At 65.5% G+C, this 20,170-nt stretch carries 14 protein-coding genes; 11 read left to right on the forward strand and 3 right to left on the reverse strand.

The features are described 5' to 3' along the window. Positions 1–93 precede the first annotated feature (93 nt). The 5 genes from CVV68_RS13960 (at position 94) to CVV68_RS13980 (ending at position 6,896) form a co-directional block, all read left to right on the forward strand. Positions 94–795, forward strand: coding sequence for a TetR/AcrR family transcriptional regulator C-terminal domain-containing protein (locus CVV68_RS13960; RefSeq protein WP_110501621.1), 702 nt, complete (start codon positions 94–96; stop codon positions 793–795). Further along, the gene (locus CVV68_RS13965; protein ID WP_110501622.1) at positions 776–3,499 is read left to right on the forward strand and encodes a winged helix-turn-helix domain-containing protein; all 2,724 of its coding nucleotides are present in this window, start codon (positions 776–778) and stop codon (positions 3,497–3,499) included. Before CVV68_RS13960 ends, CVV68_RS13965 begins: the two co-directional genes overlap by 20 nt. Before the next feature lie 183 nt (positions 3,500–3,682). Then, positions 3,683–4,003 (forward strand): DUF8691 family protein, encoded by a 321-nt coding sequence (locus CVV68_RS13970; protein WP_211320849.1) that lies wholly within the window; start codon positions 3,683–3,685, stop codon positions 4,001–4,003. 66 nt (positions 4,004–4,069) lie between these two features. After that, on the forward strand, positions 4,070–4,810 hold the full coding sequence (locus CVV68_RS13975; RefSeq protein ID WP_211320850.1) for a DUF4386 domain-containing protein: 741 nt from the start codon (positions 4,070–4,072) through the stop codon (positions 4,808–4,810). A gap of 889 nt (positions 4,811–5,699) precedes the next feature. Further along, a complete protein-coding gene (locus CVV68_RS13980; RefSeq protein ID WP_110501623.1) occupies positions 5,700–6,896 on the forward strand; it encodes a 4-hydroxybenzoate 3-monooxygenase in 1,197 nt (398 codons plus the stop codon). Between the two features lie 140 nt (positions 6,897–7,036). On the opposite strand, the gene betT is transcribed toward CVV68_RS13980, so the two are convergent. Continuing rightward, entirely contained in the window at positions 7,037–9,238 is a 2,202-nt protein-coding gene (gene betT, locus CVV68_RS13985) for a choline BCCT transporter BetT (protein WP_110501709.1), read from the reverse strand. A 265-nt stretch (positions 9,239–9,503) separates the two neighbouring features. Between betT and CVV68_RS25080 the strand changes: the two genes are divergently transcribed. Next, positions 9,504–11,681 carry an NAD-dependent epimerase/dehydratase family protein gene (locus CVV68_RS25080; protein WP_245933538.1) on the forward strand — a complete coding sequence of 726 codons (2,178 nt, stop codon included), beginning with the start codon at positions 9,504–9,506 and terminating at the stop codon, positions 11,679–11,681. A gap of 336 nt (positions 11,682–12,017) precedes the next feature. Then, on the forward strand, positions 12,018–14,078 hold the full coding sequence (locus tag CVV68_RS14005) for an HNH endonuclease signature motif containing protein (RefSeq protein ID WP_110501625.1): 2,061 nt from the start codon (positions 12,018–12,020) through the stop codon (positions 14,076–14,078). 109 nt (positions 14,079–14,187) lie between these two features. Here CVV68_RS14005 and fbaA read toward each other — a convergent pair whose 3' ends face one another. Then, positions 14,188–15,207, reverse strand: a complete 1,020-nt coding sequence (gene fbaA / locus CVV68_RS14010) for a class II fructose-bisphosphate aldolase (RefSeq protein ID WP_110501626.1) — start codon at positions 15,205–15,207, stop codon at positions 14,188–14,190. A 14-nt stretch (positions 15,208–15,221) separates the two neighbouring features. After that, the gene (locus CVV68_RS14015) at positions 15,222–16,214 is read right to left on the reverse strand and encodes a LacI family DNA-binding transcriptional regulator (RefSeq protein ID WP_245933539.1); all 993 of its coding nucleotides are present in this window, start codon (positions 16,212–16,214) and stop codon (positions 15,222–15,224) included. Between the two features lie 151 nt (positions 16,215–16,365). On the opposite strand from CVV68_RS14015, the gene CVV68_RS14020 reads away from it, so the two are divergent. The 4 genes from CVV68_RS14020 to CVV68_RS14035 are packed head-to-tail and all read left to right on the forward strand — an operon-like array spanning position 16,366 to position 20,169. Beyond that, complete coding sequence (locus CVV68_RS14020; RefSeq protein WP_245933540.1) at positions 16,366–17,415, forward strand: substrate-binding domain-containing protein; 1,050 nt, start codon at positions 16,366–16,368, stop codon at positions 17,413–17,415. An 18-nt stretch (positions 17,416–17,433) separates the two neighbouring features. After that, positions 17,434–18,432 carry an ABC transporter permease gene (locus tag CVV68_RS14025; RefSeq protein ID WP_110501628.1) on the forward strand — a complete coding sequence of 333 codons (999 nt, stop codon included), beginning with the start codon at positions 17,434–17,436 and terminating at the stop codon, positions 18,430–18,432. After that, positions 18,429–19,220: an ATP-binding cassette domain-containing protein gene (locus CVV68_RS14030; protein WP_110501629.1), complete on the forward strand. Its 792-nt coding sequence runs from the start codon at positions 18,429–18,431 to the stop codon at positions 19,218–19,220. Before CVV68_RS14025 ends, CVV68_RS14030 begins: the two co-directional genes overlap by 4 nt. After that, positions 19,210–20,169 carry a PfkB family carbohydrate kinase gene (locus tag CVV68_RS14035; protein WP_110501630.1) on the forward strand — a complete coding sequence of 320 codons (960 nt, stop codon included), beginning with the start codon at positions 19,210–19,212 and terminating at the stop codon, positions 20,167–20,169. Before CVV68_RS14030 ends, CVV68_RS14035 begins: the two co-directional genes overlap by 11 nt. The last annotated feature ends 1 nt before the right edge of the window (position 20,170 follow it).

Genomic DNA, 20,170 nt, shown 5'->3' on the forward strand with positions numbered 1-20,170 from the left:
TTTCCTTTCGTTGTTGGTGGTTCCGGCAATTCCCAGCCTTACTTAGTAAGAGAGCATAACGTACAGTGTACGAAAATGCGATAGTCTGGGCCCATGACGGCAGAAGAAATTCCTGAGGCAGCCCTGGACCGCGTACCACTGAGCCGCGAACGGGTGCTCCAATCCGCCGTCACCATTGCCGACGGGTCCGGCATCGCCGCGCTGACCATGCGCTCACTGGCCCGGGCCCTGGACGTCAAGCCCATGTCGCTCTACTACTACGTCGCCAACAAGGGGGAAATCCTCGATGCCATCATCGACATGGTCTTTGGCGAGATCGACATGCCCTCCACCGATGGCCACTGGCAGTCGGAAATGCGGCGCCGTGCCAGCTCTGTCCGTCAGGCGCTGCAACGCCACCCGTGGGCGATCGGACTGCTGGAGTCCCGGTCGGCGCCCGGGCCGGCGACCCTGCGCCACCATGATGCGACCCTGGGTGTGCTCCGAAACGCCGGACTGTCCGTGGCGCTGACGGCCCATGCCTATGCACTGCTCGACAGCTACATTTACGGCTTCGCCCTGCAGGAGGCCGCGCTCCCGTTCAACGGAGCCGACACGGCGTCCGAGGTCACCGAACCCATCGTGGAACTGTTCTCCGCCGGCGACTACCCCCACCTCGTTGAGATCGCCGCCGAGCACGTGCTCCAGCCCGGCTACGACTTCGGCGACGAATTCGACATCGGGCTCAACGTCATCCTTGAGGCCCTCGCCCGGTGGATACCAAAGGACACCGGCCGTGGCAGCCCCGCTGCTTGAGACGAAGCTGATCGTCCCGAGGCGGCGGCGCTCCCTGGTGGCGCGCCCGAGACTGCGCGAACGCCTGGACCGCGCCGGCGAAACGGCCCTGACGCTCGTTTCGGCTCCGGCAGGATTTGGCAAGACGACGGTGCTCACGGAGTGGCTTGCCAGCCGTCCCGAACACGAACGGCCCGCCGCGTGGCTCTCGCTTGACCCGCGCGACAACGATCCAGTCGTGTTCTGGACGTACCTGATCACCGCGCTGGGGCGGGCAGCACCCGGCATCGGCGCGACGGCACTGCCGCTGCTTCAGCCGCCGGCGCCGCCCATCGAGTCCTTGCTTTCCCTGCTGCTCAACGACGTGGCGTCCAGCACGGACGAGTTGGTGCTGGTGCTCGACGACTACCACGTCATCCACTCCCAGTCCGTGCAGGAAGGGATGGACTTCCTGGTCCAAAACCTGCCGCCGCAATTCCACGTGGTGGTGGCCGGCCGTGCAGACCCCGCGCTGCCGCTCGCGCGCCTGCGCGGGCGCGGCGCCCTGGTGGAGGTCCGCGCGGCAGACCTCCGTTTCACCCCCGGGGAAACTGCGGAGTATCTCAACGAAGTCATGGGCCTGACACTGGCCGCCGCCGACATTGCAGCATTGGATGGGCGGACGGAGGGCTGGATCGCCGCACTTCAGCTGGCGGCGCTGTCCCTCCAGGGGCGGGAGGACGCGGCGGGGTTCATCGCCGGTTTCACCGGGGACGACCGCTACGTCGTCGACTATCTCGCCGAAGAGGTGCTGCGCGGCCTGCCCGGGGACGTCCGGGACTTTTTGCTGCAGACCTCCATCCTCGAGCGGTTGGGCGGCCCCCTGTGCGACGCCGTCACCGGCCAGGCCGGGGGCCAGGCCACGCTCGACGCACTGGAACGAGGCAATCTGTTCCTGACACCTCTGGATGCCCACCGCACCTGGTACCGCTACCACCAGCTCTTTGCCGACGTTTTGCGGGCACGCCTGCTCGATGAACACCGTGACCAGCTTCCCCAGCTGCACGGGAGGGCCAGCATTTGGTGGGAGCAGAACGGCGAAGCCGCCCCGGCAATCCTCCATGCCCTGGCAGCGGAGGATTTCGAACGGGCGGCCGATCTAATGGAACGCGCGGTGCCGGCCATGCGCCGGAGCAGAAGCGAGTCCTCCCTGCTGTCCTGGCTCAAGCTGCTCCCGGAGGAATTGTTCGGTACCCGTCCCGTCCTCAGCGTCAGCATGGCCGGGGCATTGCTCGCTGCCGGCGAGACCACCGGTGTCGAGGAACGGCTGCTGGACGCCGAGCGGTGGCTGGGCCCGGCGGCAGGAGGCAGCAAGGGACGTCCGCCGGCTCCGGCCATGGTGGTGGTGGATGAGGAGGAATTCCACCGCCTCCCGGCAGCCATTGACCTCTACCGCGCCGCCCTGGCCCTGACGCGGGGCAACCTGACCGGCGCGGCACGGCACGCAAGCCGGGCCCTCGACGCATCGCCCCTGGACGACCACCTTGGCCGGGCCGCAGCATCGGGCCTGTTGGGCCTCGCGGCCTGGACCGGCGGCGACTTGGAATCCGGCATCCGGGGTTACCAGACGTGCGTGGCAGGTCTGCAGCGGGCAGGCCACATTGCGGACACCTTCGGGTGCACGGTCGCGCTGACCGACCTCAGCCTGGCACAAGGCCGCCTCAGCGATGCCATGCGCACCTGCCGGCAGGCGATGGAGGACGCGTCGGGGCCGGACGGCTTGGTCCTGCGGGGAACGGCGGACCTGCACGTTGCCATGAGCGGAATCCACCTTGAGCGCAACGACATCCCGGCAGCCACAGCGGAACTGCAGCGGAGCCGGGAGCTGGGCGAGCACCTGGGCCTGCCGCAGAACCCGTACCGCTGGCAGGTGGCAATGGCCGGAATCAGGGCTGCCGAGGGTGATCCGCGCGGCGCCCTTGAACTGCTCGATGAAGCCGGCCGGGTGTACATCAGCGACTTCTTCCCGCAGGTGCGGCCGATCCCTGCCCTGAGGGCGCGGGTCCTGGCCGGCCAGGGCCTGCTGGGCGAGGCGTTTGGCTGGGTTCGCGAGGTCGGCATCACGGCCGATGACGAGCCGAGCTACCTGCGCGAATTCGAGCACATCACCTTGGCCAGGCTGCTCCTTGCCCGCCATGCCACGGAAGGGACGCCCGGTGCCCTGGACGATGCAGCTGCGCTTCTCGAACGACTCCTGGCGGCAGCGGACGCAGGGCGGAGGACGGGAAGCACCATGGAAATCCTGGTGCTGCGCTCGCTGGCGCAGCGGGCAGGCGGCGACATCCCGGCAGCGCTCGCTTCCCTGCAGCGGGCGCTGGCGCTGGCCGAGCCGGAGGGTTACGTCCGCCTCTTCGCCAACGAGGGAGCCCCCATGGCATCCCTGCTGGGCACGGCAGCCAAGCAAGGTATGACCCCGGCCTACGCCCGCCGGCTCCGGGCCGCCGCGGGCGCCCTCATGGCTCCGGCTCAAACCGGCCTGATTGAGCCATTGAGCGAACGGGAGCTGGACGTGCTCCGGCTGCTGGCAACGGACCTGGACGGCCCGAACATTGCCCGTGAGCTCATGGTGTCCCTGAACACCGTGCGCACGCACACCAGCCACATCTATGCCAAGCTCGGCGTCAACAGCCGGCAGGCCGCGCTCCGGCGCGCCGGCGAACTGAATCTGCTCTCACGCAAGGGATAGCGCAAGTCCCGGCAGGCCGCCGTCGCACTCGAAAGCGGTGAACGGAGCGCAGCAGAACCACCACGTCAATCACCATAAATGGTGATGCCCGCTCATCATCACTGCTCCTACATTTGGATCACATCAGGGAATGCCAACCACCTTGGCACCGATCCAGCCGCCCGCCACGGCGAAAGGAGCATCATGGGCAAGCCGAAACCAGCCGCCCGCCACGACGCCGGATGGTACGAAATTCGCCTTCAGGGCCACCTTGATCCCCGCTGGTCAGCCTGGTTTGACGGCCTGACGCTCACCAACAACAGCGACGGCACCACGGCGATCCGCGGCCGCGTTGCCGACCAGGCCGCCCTTCACGGACTGCTGCAAAAAGTGCGCGACGCCGGGCTGCCGCTCGTCTCGCTCACCCCGGTCAAGCCGGTCAAGCCGGTCAAGCCGGTCAAGCCGGTCAAGCCGGTCAAGCCGGTCAACCCCGACCATCCACCGGCACCCGCCACCACACCCTGACCGGCGCCACCCAACCTTGCAGTATCCAATTCTTGCAGTGCTCAATCCAATGAGGAGACAACCATCATGACCATCACCGACCACACCACGGCAACAGGACGCGCCCCGATGAGCTCAAGCAGGAAGACCTCGCTGGTCGCCGGCGCGCTCTACCTGCTCACCTTCGTTTCCATCCCCACCCTCGCCCTCTACCGCCCGGTGGCAGAGACGAATTTCATCACCGGCGCCGGCCCGGATGCGCCCATCATCATTGGCGGCATCCTGGAGATCATCGTCGCCCTGGCCGGCATCGGCACCGCCGTGGCGCTCTTCCCGGTGATCAAGCGGCAGAATGAGGGGCTCGCACTGGGCGTTGTCGCAGCGCGGGTCTTCGAAGCGGCAGCCATGTTTGCGGGCGTCGTCTGCCTGCTGGCCCTGGTGACCCTGCGCCAGGCCGGCGGCGGGGCAGGCTCTTTGGCCACCGGCCAGGCACTGGTGTCGATGCACAACTGGTTCTTCATGGCCCAAAACCTGATGCCGGCGGCCAACGCCCTCATGCTGGGCACACTGATGTACAAGTCCCGCCTGGTGCCGCGCGCCCTTCCCATCATGGGATTCATCGGAGCGCCGCTGCTTATCGTCTCCACCTTCGCCACGATTCTCGGCGTCAACGACCAGATCTCCGCCTGGTCCGGACTCTCCGCGCTGCCGGTCGCGGCGTGGGAGTTCTCACTCGGCGCCTGGCTGGCATTCAAGGGATTCAAGCCCTCACCCATCACCGCCGAGATGGATTCCGCTCGGGGCGCAGGGCGCGGCGCATCAGCCTAACCAGCCACCTGGAAACGGCCGGACCCATGGCGGGTCCGGTCGTTTTCCGTTGCAGGCCAGCCGCGCCTTTGAACATAATTCCGAAGGGCGGGCCCGCAGCCAGGCACGCATTCAGCCGCCTGCCCCGGCTTCCGCACACCTCCACGCCGCTGCGGCGTCCGCACACGTCCGCGCAGCTGACAATGTCGGAGGCCGCCAGGTCCACCAGTTTTTGCGTTCCCGTTCGGGCGCACACGATCCAAACCATCCCCACGGACGGCAGGGTGCGGCTCACCCTTCCTTTTTACGCCAGCCTGCCGTCCCGCCAGGGTTCGATTTCGGCACCGGCCGACAGCCCGACGGACCGGCGGTCGAGGGGTGTTGCCTGTGTTTCAGTCATGTCCCGCTCCTTCCCTTCAGCTGCCCCTCGTCTTCCATTGTGCTGCGCTGCCGTGCTGTCCGGAAAGGGGAAAGATGGACCTGCCGACCCCCATGAAGCGCCGGGAGGGGAACGCGGCGACAGGTAATCAGGCCCGCGGTCCGGCACCTGCCGCCTCCGGGCCGCGGCGCGTCAGGCCGGTGGAGGATGAGCGTGTTCCTGCCGTGAAACCGGGCAACACTTAACGCGACCGTACCGGGATACAGTTGCGGGCGGCGTAGTAACGAGCCATTTCAAGCACGGCGGCGGGCTGGCCGCGTGGTGCGATTCCGCACCCCCCGCCATGCCGGCATCGTAAGTCAGCGGAGCGTCAAGCCATCGGCCCGGCCGAAACGACGCAGGCAATACAAGCCGTTGCCCGCCGCCCGCCAGCTATTCTTATTCAATGAGAATTACCGGGCTTATGTGGTGGTCTAGCACACACACTTGTTCCAGGCACCCCACACCTCCGCCCGAAGGAACCTGATCCCCATGACTGCGCAGCGCACCATCCTCAAGACCAAGGTTGGCATTGTCGGCGGCGGTCCCGCCGGCCTGATGCTCTCGCACCTGCTTGCCAAGAACGGCATCGAGAACATCGTCGTTGAGGCGCGCGACCACGAGACGATCCACAACACCCACCGCGCCGGCATCCTTGAGGCCCAGGCCGTGAAAATGCTCGTCGAATCGGGCGTTGGGGGCCGCGTGCTGTCCGATGGATACGAGCACAGCGGCATCGACCTGCGCTTCAATGGCGAGTCCCACCCGCTGGATTTCACCGGTCTTGTGGGCGCCACGGTGACCCTGTATGCGCAAAACGAGGTCTTTGTCGACCTCGCTGCCGCCCGGAAGCGCGACGGCGGCGACGTGCGTTTCTCCTCCGAGGTCACCGCGCTCATGGACCTGGAAACCGAGACCCCTAAGTTCCGTTTCACCGACGCCGCAGGCACCGAGTTAGAGGTGCATTGCGACATCCTGGTCGGTGCCGACGGGTCCCGCTCTTTCTGCCGCCGGCAGATTCCGGACACCAACCGCCAGGACTTCAAGATCGAGTACCCCTTTGCCTGGTTCGGCATCCTCGCCAAAGCACCAAAGTCGGCCCGGGAACTCATCTACGCAAACTCCCCGCACGGTTTTGCGTTGATTTCCCAACGCAGCGAGACCGTGCAGCGCATGTACTTCCAGTGCGACCCCAACGAAAATGTGGACGACTGGTCCGAAGACCGGATCTGGAGCGAGCTGCAGCGCCGCGTCGACGGACCGGACGGATTTACGCTCAAAACCGGAAACATTTTTGACAAGACAGTGCTGAAGTTCCGCTCGTTCGTGCGCGAACCGCTCTCCCACGGCCGCCTGTTCCTGATCGGCGACGCCGGGCACACAGTCCCGCCCACAGGCGCCAAGGGCCTGAATCTGGCCTTCGCCGACGTCTTGGTACTCTTCGAGGCGCTTGACTCTTTCTACGCCACCAAGAACGACGCCCTGCTGCGCGGCTACTCCGACAAGGCGCTCAGACGCGTATGGAAGGCGCAGAACTTCTCCTACTGGATGACTTCCATGCTGCACACGCCGGTGAACGCCGACCCCTTCATGGCCCGCCGTGCGCTCGGCGAACTCGACACCGTTGCCTCCTCCCGGTACGGACAGCAGTACCTGGCCGAGTCCTACACCGGCTGGCCGCATTCCTAAGCCGCCTCAGGGATTTCCCTTGACATCCCACCAAAAGGAGCTCGCAGTGAGCAGCGAAACCAAACCGGACAAGACATTCAACGATTCCCACGTGGTGGATCCGGCAGCCAGGGTCCCTGCGTTTCGACCGCCCGCGGGGATTACCCCTCGGTGCGCTCGACGTCGTCGTCCGTTTCGGGCACCTTCGGCAGGGATTCCGTCGGCGGCACATGGGGCGTGATCATCGAGGCGTAGTCATGGTCGCTGGAGTACTTGAGGAATGAAAGATGCGCCTCGTACCGGTCCAGGACGTCGTTGATGACCTGCTGCTGGCTCAGTCCCATGAGGTCGTAGCCCTCCGTGCCGGTCTGCGTGAAGACCTCCAGGCGGTAGTACACGTCAATCTCCCGGGACATGCTGCGGCCGCCAAACATGGGCACCGGCGCCTCCACCGCGGCCACCTGGTACTGGAAATTGCGGTGGTCCTCCATGTTGACCACGAGCGTGTGCTCATCAATGCCCGTCTCGGCGTTGGGCGCGGTGGTGAGCCCGGCGTTGTAGCCCAGCTCGTTGAACTCGTTGGCCACGTCCTGGAGCGCCGGCTGCACAATTCGCTCGACGAACTGCGCCACGGCATTGTTTGACGGATAGGAGCGAATGCGCGCCAGCCGCTGGCGCCAGGTCTTCTCCGGGGTCTGGCCGCCGTGCATGGCAACCGAGCGCCTGCGCATCACCTGCCCCTCACGCTCCGCCCGTTCCATTCGCAGCACCTTCGAGAAGGAAGCCATGACGAGGTAGGCGATGATCGTCACCGGAAGGGCGAAAATGAGCGTCGCGTACTCCATTGTCGTCACCCCGCCGGCCACGAGCATCGCCACCGTGAGGACCGCGGTGACCAAGGCCCAGAAGATGCGCAGCCACTTCGCCCCGTCCACTGACGGGTCCGGGATTGAGGAGGAGAAGTTGGACATCACCATCGCCCCCGAGTTGGCGCTGGTGAGGTAGAACAGCAGGCCGGACAGCGTGGCCAGCCCAATGAGGAAGGGCGCACCGGGGAACATTTCCAGGAGCGAATACCAGCCGTGTTCGGGGCTCTTGATGGCCTCCTCGGCAAAGGCCCTGTTGCCGTTCAGGACCTCGCGGAGGGCGCTGTTGCCGAAGATCGAGACGATGAAGAAGTCGCAGAGCACCGGTGCCGTGATGGCCGCGATGACGAACTCGCGCAGCGTCCGGCCCCGGGAGATGCGCGCCAGGAAGAGCCCCACGAACGGCCCCCACGCCAGCCAAAACGCCCAGAAGAACAGTGTCCAGCCGGCCATCCATTCTGCGCCGCCGGATTCATAGGCGAAGGTCTGCAGGGTCCGTTCGGGGAACGTAACGATGAAACGGCCGATGTTCTCCACCATGGCATTGAGCAAAAAGGACGTGTTTCCGGTGACGAGGATGTAGAGCATCATGGCCCCGGCGGCCCAGAGGTTGAGCTCGGAGATCAACCGGATGCCCTTGTCCACGCCGGAGGTGCAGGCCGCCACGGTCATGATCACGTCGACCGCCACGAGGGAGATCTGCAGTGCCAGCCCTTCCTGGAGGCCGAAGAGCCAGGCGATGCCGACGTTGAGCAAGATGACGCCGATCCCCATCGAGGTTGCCACGCCGAAAACGGTGCCGACGAGCGCAAAGATGTCGATCACGTCGCCGGTGGCCCCGCGCACCCGCTTGCCCAGCAGCGGGTACAGTGCGGCCCTGATGGACAGCGGCATGCCCCAGCGGTACGCGAAATACCCCATGGCCATGCCAAGGAGCGCATAGATGGACCAACCGGCAATGCCGTAGTGGAACATGGTCCAGACAACCGCGTCCTGGGCGGCTGCGGCGGATTCGGGCGTGCCGGAGGGAGGTGAAACAAACTGGGTGATTGGACCAGTCACCGAGAAGAAGAGCATGTCGATCCCCACGCCGGCGGCGAAGAGCATCGCCACCCAGGTGAAGAGGTTGTACTGGGGCCGTGAATGGTCGGGGCCCAGGCGGACACTGCCCTCCTTGGAGAGCGCCACCCACAGGACAAACACGATGACCAGGGTGATGGTGAGGACGTAGTACCAGCCGAGGTTCGTGGCGATCCACGTGACGACCGAATGCATGATGTCCCTGGCCTGGGCTGGCATGGCCATGGCCCAGACGGAGAAGGCGAGAATGATGACGGCAGAGATGATAAAGACGCGCCAGTTGACCCGGGGGTTGCGGTCCTCAACAAGCTCGGTGGGGCCGCGGCTCAGCTCACCGCTGGAAATCGGCGGGCGGTTTTCATCCGTCTCCGGAGGCCTGCGCCGCCCGTCCACTCCGAACCGGCTGCGCTCGACCATCGCCTTGAGGGACTCGTTCCCGGCCTGTTGTGCGTCGCCTGCGTCAGCCAATTGATCTCCTTCGATGCAGTACGGTGCAGGCCGCCGGCTTCGGCCCGACACATGTAACGGCAGTGATCCGGCGGAGCGGCCCACTGCGGCCTTGCAGCAAGATCATGGTAGGCCTCATTCGAAGGGGTCCGGTAGGGCCGGCACCATGTCACAGATGGCGGGGCTGTCTCGTCTTAGCTTTATAACAGTCTCTAAAGTTAGGAAGGTGATGGTCATGCGGGTTTTCTTGGCAGGCGGGACCGGGGTTGTGGGGCGGCGGCTGGTGCCGCAGCTTCTGGCCCGGGGCCACCAGGTCACGGCGACGACGACGTCGTCGGACAAGTTGGCGTTGCTGCAACAGTTGGGCGCCGAGGCGGTGGTGATGGACGGGCTGGATGCTGTGTCGGTTGGCGAAGCGGTCGCCAGGGCTCGGCCCGACGTGATTGTGCACCAGATGACGGGGCTCTCCGCAGCACATGCGGGAAAGCCCGACTTGAGGCATCCCGACCGGTTCTTCGCCGCCACCAACCGGCTGCGCACCGAAGGGACGGACCACCTGCTCGCCGCAGCGGAGGCGGCCGGCGTGTCCCACGTAGTGGCGCAGGGCTTTGGCGCCTTCAACGCAGTCCGCACGGGCGGATGGGTCAACACCGGGGAGGACCCTCTGGACCCGGACCTGGCCGGCGCGCCCGGGGTGAGGGACGCGATCCACCACCTCGAGGATGTGATGGTTAAGGCTGGCGGCACGGTGCTGCGGTACGGCAGCCTGTACGGGCCCGGCGCCATCGAGGACCAGGTCACGCTTGTGCGCAAGCGGCAGTATCCGCTCGTCGGGGGCGGCACCGGCTACAACTCGTGGGTGCATCTCGACGATGCGGCGGGCGCCACCGTGCTGGCGGTGGAACAGCGGGCCCAGGGCGTGTTCAACATCGTCGACGACGAGCCGGCCCCCGGCCGGCGAGTGGCTGCCTTATCTGGCGCAGTGTGCGGGCGCGAAACGGCCCATGCGGCTCCCCGCCTGGCTGGCCAGGCTGCTGGCCGGGGACATGGCGGTTATGATGACCGAGGGGCGCGGCTTCTCCAACGCCAAGGCGAAGCGCGAACTCGGCTGGGAACTGCGCTACCCGTCGTGGCGCCAGGGCTTCAAGGACGAGCTGGCGTGAGCCGGGTCCAGGAGTTCGAGGCGCTGCGTCCGCTGCTGTTCGCGATCTCCTACCGGATCCTGGGCAGTGTGGGCGAGGCCGAGGACGCTGTTCAGGAGACGTGGCTGCGCTTTGACGCCTCCTCGACGCTGCCGACGTCGGTCAAGGCCTTCCTCTCGGCCGCGGTCACCCGGATCTCCATCGACGTCCTGCGCTCGGCCCGCGTGCGGCGCGAGACATACGTGGGGCAATGGTTCCCCGAGCCGCTGGTCAACGACCCCTACGACGATCCTGCCCGGGCGGAGGAGCTGGCCGATTCGGTGTCGATGGCGGCCCTGCTGCTGCTCGAGCGGCTCAGCCAGCTTGAGCGGGCAGTCTTCGTGCTGCGCGAGGTGTTCGCGTTCGACTTCCCCGAGATAGCCGCGACGGTTGAGAGATCCGAGGCCGCGTGCCGCCCACTCGCGGTCCGGGCGCGGCGCCACATGGAGGCCGAACGGCCCCGCTTTGACGCGGACCGGAAGGTACGGGACACCCTGGCGGCCCGCTTCTTCGATGCACTCCGGGACGGCGATCTGGCAGGCCTGCAGGAACTGCTCGCCGCTGAGGTGCAGTTGGTCAGTGACAGCGGCGGCAAGGCTCCCCAAGGGGCAAGGGAATCTCTGGCGCAGGGAAGGTTGCCCGGACGCTTACCTCGATATTCTCATTGTTCATCGAGGTTGGAGGGACTGTGGAGCAACACGCGGTCAACGGCCAGCCAGGCGCCATCTTCCGCGACAGGGACAACAAGGTGCTCAACACCTGGGCCCTTGACGTCCTCAACGGGAAGCTCCAGGCGATCCGTATCGTCATCAACCCCGACAAGCTCGGGCACATCGGTCCGGTGGCGGATGCCTGGGCGGTCGTCCGCGAGGCGAACGGGGCCCGCAGGCCGGGTGTGTGACCCGAAGGGCCGTGGCTCACTACAGGCGGACGTAGGCCCAGCCGTCCCACTGCCGTTGTGCGAGATGGACGACGGCGGACGGGACCGGTGTGACTCCGGGCAGGAGGCTGTCGCGGTCCACGGCCGCGGACCGCATGCTGTTTTCACAGGCGAGGACCGCAACGCCGCGTTGCAGGACCTCACCAACCCGACCGGCCAATCCGCCGTCGGCGCCCAGCGCGGTGACGGCCGGGCCCTGGATGACAATTTCGATGGTGGCCCCGGGAAGGCCCGCGGCCGCATTCAGGGCGCTGCGGAAAACGCCTGCCACCTGTTCGCCGCTGGCGCCTAATCCGTGCATGAGCAGGCCCTTTAGGGCGTCGTTGCCGTCAACCATGGTGGTGTCCTTTCGCTTAGCCACTCGAGAATACCAGCGCCTGGATTCCGGCGCGGTTCCGGCGCGGTTCCGGCGCGGTTCCGACCATTGACGTGCAAGTAGTCGCCTGCCTGTGGGGTGGCCCCAGCGTTGGGTGCCGGCGGCTGATCGAGCTTGCCGCGACCGGTGGACGAGGCCTCGAACGGAGCAATTTGGCCGTTTCTCCCTCCACAGGAAGGTCCATCTCCGAACTCGTACACATATTCGAACAATCATCAAACTTTGTCAGTGGCAGGCCGTAGTGTTGAGGGTATGGAAGCAACGGCACGGATGCCGGGAAATCCCGGTTCCACACAGGAGGGAAGGGGCGCTGGCGTGCGTGTCCGCCGGCTGATCACCCTGGCCGAGGCCCTCACCCGCTCTGCCAAAGCGGCTTCCACCACCGCCACCCCCGGCTCGGGCACTTCGGGTGCCGGCCCGACCGCGTTCACCGCGTCCGGCGAGGCTTCCGGGGCAGCTTCGCGGGATGCGTGCCCGCCCATTGCCGACGGGCGTCCCACAGCCCCGCTGGGCATGGACGTTGACTCCCTCAGCGATGCGCAGGCCGTGTCCTGGGCGCAGGAGCTGGAGCATCTGGGCGGATTCCTGGCCGCTTTGCAGGTCCAGATAGCCGGGAACCTGGCGGGGCGGGTGCGGGCGGGACGTTTTGACGGTGTCAAGCTCCCTGGAGACCTGTTGGGCACGAGCCTGAAGCTGGGCCGGAGCGAAGCGGCGCGGCGGCTGCGCCTGGCCGAGCGGTTCCTGCCTGCCACGGACGAGGCGACCATGGTGACGGCCCCCGCGGCGCAGCCGGTGACAGCGGCAGCATTTTTTGGCGGGGAACTCTCCGCCGAGCGCGCCCTGACTGCCTCGCGCTACACCGAGGAGGCCCGCCACCTGGCCGACGCCGGCCGGATCACCGATGAAACGGCTTGTAAGGTTGAGGAAACCCTGACCGGCTACGCCCGCACCATGGACCCGGACTCCCTGGCCCGGGTCGGCTTGCGTACGGTGAACACCCTGGACCCCGACGGGCAACAACCCACTGAAGGGGAACTGGTGGCCAAGCAGGGCATCACTTTCCGCCAGCCACGCCGCGGCCTGGTCCATTTCGAGGGTTGGGCCACCGTGCCCCAGTACGAGGTCTGGATGGCTGGGACCGGTTCGGCAGCAAACCCCAGGCAACGCACCGATCTCAATTCCGACCTCAACCTGGTCAACACCGGCGGTGAAGACACAGCAACAACGAAAGGCTCCGGTGGCGGCATCAATGCCGGAACGGGTTCGACCCGCGCCGGGGATGACGCGATTCCCGGGCAGATGGACTTGGATGGCTTCCTTACCCCGGGCGATGACCTTGCAAGTCAGGACGGGCCCGGCGACCCGGACCGGCTCCGCGACCAAGACGGGACCGGCGACCAGGCCGAGGAAGAACCGGGCGGAAGTGGGGGACGGTGGCCGCCGCCGGGCCAGGGCCCGATCCCCGACTGGGCCCAGGGGCCACGGGCTGAAACACAAACGCCGGCACCAGCAGAACCGCCCGCCCAGGAAAGCCGAACAGCCCAAGCCCGACCGCCGGAGCCCGACATTGCCGACAACCCAGGCGTCGGGGAAACTCCGGCGCCGTGGCCACACCTGGTCAACGGGATCCAGGTGCCGGAGCCCGGCTCCGACGAGGAACTTCCCGGACTGGACCCGATCGACCCCGCCTGCACCAACCCGGTCGTGGCAGACCGGCGCACCCGCGCCCAAAAGCTCCTCGACGGCACCATCGAAGGCATCAAGCTCGCCGCCCGCACCGGCAAGCTCCCCATGAACGGCGGGCTAAAACCCCAGCTGTTCATCTCCACCACCGAAACCGAGCTCCAGCGCCGCACCAAGTGCGGCCAACCCGGCGGCATCGCCTTCCTGCCCTACAGCGGACCCCAACCCCTGGCCCTCTTCAGCACAGAACTCTGCGACGCGGACGTCACCACCATGATCCTGGGCAACGGACAGGACATCCTCAACGTCGGCCGCACACAGCGGCTATTCACCAACGCCCAACGAAAAATCCTCATCGCCCGCGACAAGGGCTGCTCCTTCCCCCACTGCACCAGGACAGCCATGACCACCGACGCCCACCACATCACCCCCTGGGCGGACGGCGGCGAGACCAACATTTCAAATGCGGCGTTGCTTTGTGAAGTGCACCACCATGCGGTCCATCGAGGCTTTTGGGGCGTTGAACTCATCAATGGCGTGCCCTGGTTTACGCCCTGCTTCAAGCTCGACCCCACCCGAACCAAGCTCCGCAATTACTACCACCATGGCCGTCCCGACACGGGAGACTGAACATCACGGCCGCGGGCGGCAGGGGTGATCCGGCCTGTCGAGCCCCCGGGCCCGGCTACCCGTCCTGATACGCTCGATCACCGGATCTCCCGGGACTCGACCACGGGGGTTATGTCAGGAGCCGGCCTGCCGAGCCAAGTTGGTGTGCGGCTTCAACGACGCGGTCCGCCATGGACTGCTCGGCCGGCGTGCCCCAGGACCTCGGGTCGTAGGACTTTTTCAAGCCCACTTCCCCGTCAACCTTTAGGACTTCGTCGTAACGAGACAGCATGTAGCCGGCAATGGACCGGGTGAACGCGTATTGGGTGTCGGTGTCGATGTTCATCTTCACGACGCCGTGGCCCACAGCGTCGCTGATTTCCTGGGGCGTTGAGCCGGAGCCGCCGTGGAACACCAGGTCCAGCGGCCGGTCAACGCCTGTTTGTTGTGAGAGTGCCGCCTGGATCTCGCCCAGGAGGGCCGGGCGGAGCTTCACCTTCCCCGGCTTGTACGCGCCATGGACGTTTCCAAACGTCAGCGCGGACAGATACCGGCCGTTGCCACCCGTTCCGAGTGCCTCAACGAGCCGGCCGGCATCGCCAACGGTCGTGTACAGCTTCTCGTCCACGGAACCGACAATGCCGTCCTCTTCGCCTCCCACCACGCCCACCTCAACCTCCAGAATGGTCCGCGCCTGCTGCGAGAGCCCCAGCAGGCGGCGGGCGATCTGCAGGTTTTTTCCCAGCGGGAGGGCCGAACCGTCCCACATGTGGGATTGGTAGAGCGGCAGTTGTCCACCTTGAACCCGCTGGATGGAATGTTCCAGCAGTGGCAGGACCCAGTCATCGAGATTGGCTTCAGGGCAATGGTCCGTGTGCAGGGCGATTTTAACCTTGTAGTACCTGGCCACCTCATGGGCGTAGGCCGCCAGGGCCAGCGACCCCGCAGCCCGGTTCCGCGCGGCCCCCGCGAGATACTGCGCGGTGCCCACCGACACCTGGATGATTCCGTCGCTCTCCGCCTCGGCGAAGCCGCGCAGGGCTACGTTGAGGGTCTGTGACGATGTGACGTTGATTGCCGGGTAGGCAAAATGCTCCGTCTTGGCGGTGTCCAGCATCTGCGCGTATTCGTCGGGGGTGGCAATTGGCATGGCAGGCTCCTTGATCAGTCGGTGCAGCCGCAGGAATTCCGGTGGTGGTAGATGGTCTCCGTACGGAGGACTTGGCGTGGGCCGGTTTGTCCGTCGATCCTGTCAATCAAGAGGTCGACGGCGGTTCTGCCCATCGTCTTGACGTCCTGTTCGATCGCGGTGAGCTGAGGTTCGAAGACATCGGCCCACTCAAAGTCGTCATAGCAGGCCAAGGCAACGTCGCCGGGCACTGTGAGCCCGAGGTCCTTTAGCGCCTGCATGGAACCAATGGTCATGGCGTTGTTCAGGACAACAAGCGCCGTGGGGCGTGAGGAAGGGTTGGCAAAGATTTTGTGCACCGCGCGGTAGGCGTCCTTGGCCTTGGAATTGCCTGCGACCATCGTCGATCTCACGGCCGGATCGGCACTCGAAATGGCCGATTCATATCCGCGGATCCGTTCGTCGGTGGACTGGATTCCCGCCAGCCCGGTGACCGCGGCGATATGGGTGTGCCCTCGCTCGACCAGGTGTCTGGTGATAAGCCGCGTCGGTTCGACGTTGTCCGGGGCCACCTGGTCACAGTCCACATCAGCATGCCGGTCGATGAGGACCACCGGCGTCCCGTCGTTGAGGACGCGTGGGATGTTGGCGGTTTCACTTTGCGGGGCCGGAGCAATAATCATGCCGTCAACCCGCCGGTCCAGAAGCGTTCCGAGAAGCGCCGCTTCGGCCGCCTCGTCGTCGTGCGAGTCGCCCATGACCAGGCTGTAGCCGCGGGCCGATGCGCGTTTCTCGATGCTGTGGACCAGATTGGCGAAATACGGATTCTGCAGGGCGGAAATGGACAGGCCGATGGTGTGCGTGCGCGAGGTGACGAGTGCCGTCGCCAGCGCATTGCGCCGAAAGCGCGTGGAAACCATGGCATCCAGCACGCGCTGCCTAGTGTCCGGGCTGACCGCGCGCGTCTCATTGAGCACATGCGAGACAGTGCTGATCGAGACTCCGGCCTCCCGGGCGACATCGGCCATGGTACCCAAGGATCCTCCTGAAATTGGCGTTGCTCAGTATGTGGCACCACTCACATTATTTTAATTCAAACGCTTGCGCAAGCGTTTGCGAGGGGCTTACAGTGGAGCCACTCGACGGCAGACCCCTGCCTCACTGGTCGAAGGAGTCCAGATGACGAACACCAGCAGTTTCAAGAAAATCACCCACCGCGCCGGGATGCGACGGTCCATGTCCGCCCTCGTATTGGCAGGCGCCCTTGCCCTTACCGCCACGGCTTGCGGCGGCTCCGGGACCTCCGGATCCACAAACAGCGGCGGAACGGCCAACGTCAAGGTTGGCCTCATCACCAAGACAGACACGAACCCATACTTTGTGAAGTTGCGCGAGGCGGCCAAGGCGGAAGCAGCCAAGAAGGGCGCCGATCTGATTGCCCTCGCCGGCAAGTTCGACGGCGACAACGAAGGCCAGGTGACCGCGATTGAGAACCTGGTCAGCCAGGGAGTCAAGGGCATCCTGATCACGCCCAACTCTTCCACTGGCATTCTTTCCGCAATCAAGCAGGCCCGGGATGCCGGCGTCGTCGTTATTGCGCTGGATACCGCAACGGACCCCGCCAACGCGGTGGACGCAACGTTTGCCACGGACAACAAGCAGGCCGGAGTGTTCCAAGGCAAGTGGGTCAAGGGCACGCTGGGCAGCAAGACGCCCAAGCTGCTGATGCTTGACGGCACCCCCGGCGGCACGGTGGACGACTTCCGCCACAACGGCTTCCTGGAGGGCATGGGCATTGCTGCCGGATCCTCGGAGATCGCAGGCATGGAGAACACCAACGGCGACCAGACCAAGGCCCAGACTGCCATGGAAAACCTGCTTCAGCGCGTTCCCGATGCCAATGCGGTTTACACGATCAATGAGCCAGCCGCTGCAGGCGGATTCCAGGCAATTTCCGCTGCCGGCAAGACCAAGCAGATCACCATGGCATCGATCGACGGCAGCTGCACCGGCGTGCAGAACGTCAAGGCAGGCAAGATCGGCGCGACCGTCATGCAGTTCCCTGCCAAGATGGCCCAGCTGGGAGTGGACGCGGTGGTCAAGTTCGCCCAGGACGGCACCAAGCCGAGTGGCTTCAATGACACCGGGGCACAGCTGATCACCGACCAGCCTGTCACCGGACTTGACTCCAAGGACACGGCTTGGGGCTTGCAGAACTGCTGGGGATAGGCACAAGGAAGGTAATTCATGACTACTACCACCACCGACTCCATCAGCCCCGCGCCTCCCCGGTCCCACCGGGACTGGACGTGGGTTGCACGGCAGCCCCTCGTTGGGCCCCTGGCTGCACTCATCCTCGCCGTCATCGTGTTCTCCATTGGGTCGCCCCGATTCCTCACTCCCTACAATTTGTCCTTGATTGGCCAGCAGTCGATTGTGATCGGCATCCTGGCCGTGGCCCAGACAATCGTGATCCTTACGGCAGGCATTGACCTTTCCATCGGTGCAATCGCCGTTCTTGGAACCATCGTGATGGCCAAGACCGTTGAAAGTGCAGGCGGGGTGGGTGCACTGCTCATCGCCCTGGTGGTCTGCGTCGCCATCGGGGCGGTCAACGGCTCCCTGGTGTCGTTCCTCCGCCTGCCGCCCTTCATCGTGACATTGGGAACCTTCACGGCGGTGGCCGCCGCCAGCCAGCTGTATGCCGGTTCCGCCACCTACCCGGTGACCTCCCCGCTTCTGACCTTCTTCGGCCAGGACTTCGGTGTCGGCGCGTGGCGCACTACCCTGGGCGTCGGGGTGCTGGTCATTGTCTACATTGTCTGCTTCTACGTTTTAAGGCAGACCGCGGGCGGCCAGCACGTGTATGCCGTGGGCGGCAATCCGACGGCGGCCCGCTTCACCGGCATCAAGATCAACCGGACCCTTCTCATGGTGTACATCATGACCGGGGTGATCGCCATGATCGCGGCCTGGGCGGCACTGGGCCGCATCCCGAACGCGGACCCCAACGCATATCAAACGGCCAACCTGGACACGATCACCGCCGTCGTCATTGGCGGGACCAGCCTCTTTGGCGGCCGTGGATCGGTCGTGGGAACGCTGATCGGGACGTTGATTGTGGGTGTTCTGCGCAACGGCCTGACCCTCATCGGCGTCGACAACCTCTACCAAAACATCGCCACCGGCGTGCTGGTCATCCTTGCCGTTGCCTTTGACCAGATTGCCCGCAGGAGGACGCAATGACCAACTTGGAGACAGTCGTGCTCGAAGCGCACAACCTGGTCAAGCGCTACGGCTCGGTCACCGCGATCAACGGTGCTGAATTTGAGTTGCGCGCCGGCGAAGTGCTTGCCGTCATCGGCGACAACGGAGCCGGAAAGTCCAGCCTGATCAAAGCGCTCTCCGGGGCACTCGTGCCCGATTCCGGCGAGATCAAGATGGACGGCGAAACGGTCCGGTTCAAGACGACGCTAGATGCCCGGCACCGCGGCATCGAGACGGTGTACCAGGATCTGGCCGTAATCCCGGCCCTGGACATTGCCAGCAACGTTTTTCTTGGCCGCGAGGTGCGCAAGAAGGGCTTCATGGGCACCGTGTTGCGCCAACTCGACAAGCCCCACATGCGGTCTGAATCGATGCGCCACCTTTCCGATCTGAAGATCGGCGTCAAGTCGGCAACCCAGGCTGTTGAAACCCTGTCGGGCGGTCAGCGGCAAGGGGTGGCGGTGGTCCGGTCCGCGGCCTTCGGCAAACGCGTCATCATCATGGACGAGCCCACCGCAGCCCTCGGCGTCAAGGAATCGGGGATGGTCATGGACCTCATCCGCCAGATCCGGGAACGCGGCCTGCCCGTGATCCTCATCAGCCACGACATGCCGCACGTCTTCGAGGTTGCCGACCGGATCCATGTGCACCGCCTGGGCAAGCGCGCGGCGGTCGTGGACCCCAAGGTCCGGAGCATGGCCGAGGTTGTTGCGTTGATGACTGGCGCCTTGGAGCCGACCGAGGAGGAGCGCGGCGGTGGCGCCTGATCGGCCCGCAGGCCGGCCCCAGGGCATCTTTGTGGGGTTGTCGACCCTGGACATCATCCAACGGGTCCGGGAATTTCCGGGCCGCAACGCCAAGGCCACGGCATTGCGGCAGGACGTGGCGGGTGGCGGCCCGGCACTCAACGCCGCCGTCGTCTTTTCCAGGCTCGGCGGCAAGGCAACCTTGGTGACCCGGCTGGGCCACGGGAGCATCTCCACGGTGATCCGCGAGGATCTTCAATCCCGCGGCGTGAACGTTGCCGACCTCGCCGGGGCCCAGTACCAACCAGCTGTCTCCACCATCACCATCGATGACGGCACGGGCGACCGGCAGATCGTTTCGACCGACGCGCTCGGCCAAAAAGGCAATTTGGCGCACTCCCTCCCGCCGCACGACCGGGAAATTCGTGCCGTGCTGGACTCCCTCGGCCGCGCCGACGTCATTCATCTTGACGGCCACCATCCGGACCTGACGCTCGCCGCCGCCCGCTGGGGCAATGATTTGGGCATCCCGCGCGTGGTTGATGCGGGCCGGTGGAAGCAGGTCATGGCGGAACTTGTCCCACTTTCAACGGACGTCATCTGCTCGTCCGACTTTGCCGTCCCCGATGGCCATGGTGGGCCGCTGCCGTGGATCCTGGACCAGGGCGCGGAGCTTGCCGCCGTGACGAACGGGCCCTTCCCCGTGCAGTGGAAGACCCGTCTCGGCGAAGGAAGCGTCGATGTTGAACAGTTCCACGCCGTGGACACGCTGGGTGCGGGCGATTTCTTCCATGGAGCATATAGTTTTGCTCGAGCGTTTCACACTATTGCCGGGCGGGGGCCCGACCCTGCGGCATCACTAAGATTTGCGGGCCACATCGCGGCACTGAAGTGTGCCAGTCCCGGCACCCGGGAATGGCTGGATTCACTTGCCGGCGAATGGCCTCCTGACCATCTGAGAACGGAATGAC

This window comes from Arthrobacter livingstonensis (genome assembly GCF_003219815.1).
GTDB classification, from domain to species: domain Bacteria; phylum Actinomycetota; class Actinomycetes; order Actinomycetales; family Micrococcaceae; genus Specibacter; species Specibacter livingstonensis.

Excerpts from the sequence above, each read along its gene's own strand:
- CVV68_RS14020 (WP_245933540.1), top strand. The coding sequence starts at position 16,366 with ATGACGAACACCAGCAGTTTCAAGAAAATCACCCACCGCGCCGGGATG.
- CVV68_RS14030 (WP_110501629.1), top strand. The coding sequence starts at position 18,429 with ATGACCAACTTGGAGACAGTCGTGCTCGAAGCGCACAACCTGGTCAAG.
- CVV68_RS13980 (WP_110501623.1), top strand. The coding sequence starts at position 5,700 with ATGACTGCGCAGCGCACCATCCTCAAGACCAAGGTTGGCATTGTCGGC.
- betT (WP_110501709.1), bottom strand. The coding sequence starts at position 9,238 with ATGGTCGAGCGCAGCCGGTTCGGAGTGGACGGGCGGCGCAGGCCTCCG.
- fbaA (WP_110501626.1), bottom strand. The coding sequence starts at position 15,207 with ATGCCAATTGCCACCCCCGACGAATACGCGCAGATGCTGGACACCGCC.
- CVV68_RS14025 (WP_110501628.1), top strand. The coding sequence starts at position 17,434 with ATGACTACTACCACCACCGACTCCATCAGCCCCGCGCCTCCCCGGTCC.
- CVV68_RS25080 (WP_245933538.1), top strand. The coding sequence starts at position 9,504 with ATGCGGGTTTTCTTGGCAGGCGGGACCGGGGTTGTGGGGCGGCGGCTG.
- CVV68_RS13970 (WP_211320849.1), top strand. The coding sequence starts at position 3,683 with ATGGGCAAGCCGAAACCAGCCGCCCGCCACGACGCCGGATGGTACGAA.
- CVV68_RS13960 (WP_110501621.1), top strand. The coding sequence starts at position 94 with ATGACGGCAGAAGAAATTCCTGAGGCAGCCCTGGACCGCGTACCACTG.
- CVV68_RS14015 (WP_245933539.1), bottom strand. The coding sequence starts at position 16,214 with ATGGCCGATGTCGCCCGGGAGGCCGGAGTCTCGATCAGCACTGTCTCG.
- CVV68_RS14005 (WP_110501625.1), top strand. The coding sequence starts at position 12,018 with ATGGAAGCAACGGCACGGATGCCGGGAAATCCCGGTTCCACACAGGAG.
- CVV68_RS13975 (WP_211320850.1), top strand. The coding sequence starts at position 4,070 with ATGACCATCACCGACCACACCACGGCAACAGGACGCGCCCCGATGAGC.